The organism is Streptomyces spinoverrucosus (genome assembly GCF_006539505.1).
Classification (GTDB): domain Bacteria; phylum Actinomycetota; class Actinomycetes; order Streptomycetales; family Streptomycetaceae; genus Streptomyces; species Streptomyces spinoverrucosus.
Genome location: NZ_BJND01000144.1, coordinates 1 through 4,449 on the forward strand (window position 1 = coordinate 1; position 4,449 = coordinate 4,449).

A 4,449-nucleotide genomic window follows, 5' to 3' on the forward strand; every position below is an offset into this window, starting at 1 on the left:
CCGTCCGAGCCTCGCGGCCCGAACCTCTGCAGCCCGCTCCATTGCGGCCCGAACCTCTGCAGCCCGCGCCATTGCGGCCCGAGCCCCTGCAGTCCGCCCGCACCGCCCTCGCGGACGACAGGCGCTTCCAAGCTCCCGATCTCCGAGCAGCTCGCGAACCGCCGTCCACAGTCCCGGCCACCCGCTCCGCCACGCCCGACGCCCGTAGGAGCCGGGCCGCAGCCGAATCCGGTGTTCGCCGGTTCGGGCCATCAGGGAACAGGCGCCCCCTGACTGCGGCCTGCGAGGAACGGGCCCCTTCAGTCCAGGACCTCCGGAATCCCACCCTCGCCGGCCCAACCCCCGGAGGGCACCTCAGGCCTCAGGCGCGCCCATCGGCTCCGGAAGGGCGTCCAGTTCGGCGATGTCCTGGGCGGTGAGGTCGACGGCCGCTGCCTGGGCGTTCTGGACCAGGTAGCGCTCCGTCTTGGTGCCGGGGATCGGGACGACGTACTCCCCCTTGGTCAGCAGCCAGGCCAGCGCCACCTGCGCGGTCGTCGCGTCGTGCCGCTCGGCCACCGCCGCGACGGCGTCGACGATCGCCTTGTTGTGCGTGAACGCCTCCTCCGTGAACCGCGGCTGCGTGCTGCGCCAGTCGTCCTTCGGCAGGTCGGCCGGCTTGCTGAACGCACCGGTGAGCAGGCCACGCCCGAGCGGCGAGAAGGGCAGGAAGGCGATACCGCGCTCCACCGTGTACGGCAGTACGTCCGCGAAGGCGTCGCGCGTGAACAGCGAGGCCTCGGACTCCACGGCCGCGACCTCGTACACCGCCTCGGCGGCACGCACCTGCTCCACGGTCACCGCCGACAGGCCCAGCGCACGGATCTTGCCCGCCTTGACCTGCTCGGCGAGCGCGCCCCAGCTCTCCTCCAGGGGCACGGCCGGGTCCACCCGGTGCAGGAAGTACAGGTCGATGTGGTCCACGCCGAGCCGCTGCAGGCTGGCGTCCACGGCGGCCGACAGGTGCTCGGGCCGGCCGTTGAGCCCCAGCCCGTTCTCGTCCACGACCAGGCCGCCCTTGGTGGACAGCACGACCTCGTCCCGGCGGCCCTTCAGGGCGCGGCCGACGAGCTCCTCGTTGGTGAACGGGCCGTAGACGTCGGCGGTGTCGATCAGGTTGACGCCGAGGTCCAGGGCGCGCTGGATGACCTCGACCGAGGCGTCGTCGTCCCAGCCGTGCGGGTCGTAGCCGAAGGACATGCCCATGGTGCCGAGCCCTACGCGGCCGACTACGGGACCGTTCTTGCCGAGAGTTGTGTTGCGCATGATGTGGTGCCTCCAGTGATGTGTGGGGGTGTCGGACGTGCGAAAGGGAAGGTCTACGGAAGGCGCACGGACTGCTTGTGCCGGAAGACGTTTCCGGGGTCCCAGGTGCGCTTGACCTGCTGAAGGCGCTTGTAGTTCTGCTTCCAGTACAGGTCGTGCCACGGCACCGACGACGTGTTGTACGCCGGGTCGGCCAGGTCACCGTCGGGGTAGTTGATGTAGCAGCCGTCCGTCACGTCGTTCGGGACCGGCACGCCGCCGGTGTCGGCGTACACGGCGCTGAACGCCTTGCGCACCCACCCGGTGTTCCTGGCGTCGTCCGCGGCGCCGTACCAGCGGCTCTCGAAGTTCACCTTCATGATCGCGTCCCGCTGCGCCACGGCCGTCGCGGTGGACGACACGCTCGCGATCCGGCCGCCGGACGCGGACAGCACGATGCCGGTGAGGGTGCTCGGCCTGTCCGTGCTGGTGAGGTGGGTGTACATCGCGTCGATCTGCCGGCGCGGCATCGGCCTGCGCAGATGCGCCGACTTGTGCGAGCCGCGGGTGGTGGGGTCGAGCTGGGTGGGTGAGATCGCGCCGATGTACTTGGTGCCGCGCAGCCAGGGCATCAGCCGGGTCGAGGTGTACTGCGAGTCCAGCACGCCGTCGTGCCGGGTCGTCGCCGAGGACAGGCCGAGGGCCTGATCCATCCCGGCCAGGAAGTCGCTGAGCACGCTCGCCGCGTCGGGCAGCGAGGCGTCCAGCTGGACCACGGCACCGAGCGAGCCGCTGTCGCGGTGGTTGAGCATCAGCCAGGAGTAGAGCGAACCGGCCGTCGTACCGGGGGTGTTGTTCTTCTCCAACCACGTGCCCCAGTAGTCGACCAGCCGCGCGAACCCCTCCTGGGTGACCTTCTCCCACGGCCAGCCCGCCAGGGTGAGGAAGATCTTGGACGGGGCCTTCGGCAGCAGGTTGGCGGGCGCGCCGGTGGCGCCCGGCGTGCGGAACCAGAAGGCGGTGACGACACCGAAGCTGCCGCCGCCTCCGCCGGTGTGCGCCCAGAACAGGTCGCGCAGGGCGGCGTCCGCGGAGTCCCGCGCCGCGACCACGCTCTTCACCGTGCCGGCGGCGTCCACCACGACGACCTCCACGGCGTGCAGATGGTCGACGGTCAGGCCGTACTGGCGGGAGAGGTTGCCGTAACCGCCGCCGGTGACATGCCCGCCGACGCCGACGCTGTGGCAGATCCCGGCCGGGATCGTCACGCCCCAGCCCTCGTACAGCGCCTCGTACACATCGAGCAGCGTCGCGCCGCCCTCGACGCGGAAGGCGTTCATCGCGGTGTCGAAGGTGACCGCGTTCATCAGGGACATGTTGATGTTGATCCGGATGTCCGCGTTGAACACGAAGTCCTCGAAGCAGTGGCCCCCGCCGCACACGGAGAGCCGCTTGCCGCCGGCGACCGCCTCCCGCACCGCGGCGATCACATCGCCGGTGGTCCGGGGCAGCACGATCTTGTCCGGACTGGCCTTCCAGCGCAGGTTGTTGCCCGAGGTCAGGTCCGCGTAACGGGAGTCGGTGGGCGTCACCTCCACCTTCGGCGCCGCCGCCCGGCCGGTCCCGGCGGAGATGCCGTCCTCGGCCCGGGCATACGGCGCGGTCGCCAGCCCACCGCCGGCCGCGGCAGCGGCCGTGAAGGCGAGCCCGGAGCCCAGGCTCACAAAGCGGCGTCTTTTCAACTCACCCATCTTGACCCCCGTTGTCCGGCATTCATTGCGAGATTCGAGAAACGTCCCGAGGACGGAATCAGAGAATTACGAGGCGTACGAGAGCGGAAGGGAAAGCGGCGCTCTCGACGCATGCCATCCCAACAGGACGCGCTCCCCGGACGCCAACCCCTTGGGGCGACTTCGGCATGTCGTACCGACTTCCGGAACTTGCCGTTGTTTCCGGCCACGCGCCTGCCCGAGAGTCGGGCGACACAACAGGCTGAACGGAGCGAACCTTGAGCACACTTCCCGGAGCCCGGGCGGTCCATCACATCGCCTACACCGTGCCCGACCTGGACCAGGCCGTGCGCTTCTTCGTCGACGTCATCGGCGCCGAACTCGCCTACCGCCTGGGCCCGGTGGAGGACCCCGAGGGCGACTGGATGACCCGCAAGCTGGGCGTCCACCCGCGCGCCTCGGCCAAGATCGCCATGCTGCGGCTGGGCCCGGTCACCAACCTGGAGCTCTTCGAGTACACCGCGCCCGACCAGGACCACTCCCGCCCGCGCAACAGCGACTGGGGCGGCCACCACTTCGCCCTCTACGTCGACGACGTCGACAAGGCTGCCGAGTATCTCCGGGAAGTGCCGGGCGTGACGATTCTCGACGAACCGGAGACCATCACCGACGGGCCGATCGCGGGCGACCGCTGGGTGTACTTCACCACACCCTGGGGTCTGCACATGGAACTCATCAACATGCCCGCCGGAATGCCGTACGAGAAAGCCACCCCGACCCGGCTCTATCTCCCGCAGGAGAACTGGGACGCGCACCGCGCCCCCGACGAGACGGTGAACAGCAATCCCTTCAACCGGCGGGTCATCGAGGAATTCCGGGCGAACGGCGGCCGGGTCGGCGATTTCGGCGACATTCCGCTGCTGCTGCTCACGACGGTCGGCCGCCGCAGCGGGCTGCCGCGCACCACACCGCTGGTCCACCTGGAGCGGGACGGGCGCCACATCGTGTTCGCCGCGAACGGCGGGGCCGAATCGCACCCCGCCTGGTACCGGAACCTCATGGCGGCCGGCACCGGCGTGGTCGAGGTGGCGGGGCGGCGGTTCGAGGCCCGGCCCGAGGCCGTGCCCGTCGCCGAGCACGAGGAGCTGTGGCGACTGCAGGCCGCGCAGGACCCGAACTTCGCCGAGTTCCGGGACCGTACGGACCGTGACATCCCGGTCGTGGCCCTGGTCCCGACGGACGCCTGATACCCGGGTGCAGAGGAGAGGTTGAACGTGTCAGGAACCGACCCGACGGAGGAGTTCCGCGCGGCCCGGGACTTTCTGCTCGCCCACCGCGAGGACTACGACACCGCTTACGCGGGTTTCCGCTGGCCGCGCCCGGAGTACTTCAACTGGGCGCTGGACTGGTTCGACGTCATCGCGGAGGGCAACAA

Annotated in this window: 3 protein-coding genes; 1 reads left to right on the forward strand and 2 read right to left on the reverse strand. The window is 70.0% G+C overall.

Annotation, left to right across the window (positions count from 1 at the left end):
• Nucleotides 1-354: 354 nt before the first annotated feature.
• Entirely contained in the window at nt 355-1,305 is a 951-nt protein-coding gene (locus SSP24_RS42005) for an aldo/keto reductase (RefSeq protein WP_141316453.1), read from the reverse strand.
• 53 nt (nt 1,306-1,358) lie between these two features.
• Entirely contained in the window at nt 1,359-3,008 is a 1,650-nt protein-coding gene (locus SSP24_RS42010) for an FAD-binding oxidoreductase (protein WP_229866355.1), read from the reverse strand.
• A 284-nt stretch (nt 3,009-3,292) separates the two neighbouring features.
• Here SSP24_RS42010 and SSP24_RS44815 point away from each other — a divergent pair, with 284 nt between their 5' ends.
• The gene (locus SSP24_RS44815) at nt 3,293-4,261 is read left to right on the forward strand and encodes a nitroreductase/quinone reductase family protein (RefSeq protein ID WP_229866354.1); all 969 of its coding nucleotides are present in this window, start codon (nt 3,293-3,295) and stop codon (nt 4,259-4,261) included.
• Nucleotides 4,262-4,449: the final 188 nt, after the last annotated feature.

Excerpts from the sequence above, each read along its gene's own strand:
- SSP24_RS42005 (WP_141316453.1), bottom strand. The coding sequence starts at position 1,305 with ATGCGCAACACAACTCTCGGCAAGAACGGTCCCGTAGTCGGCCGCGTA.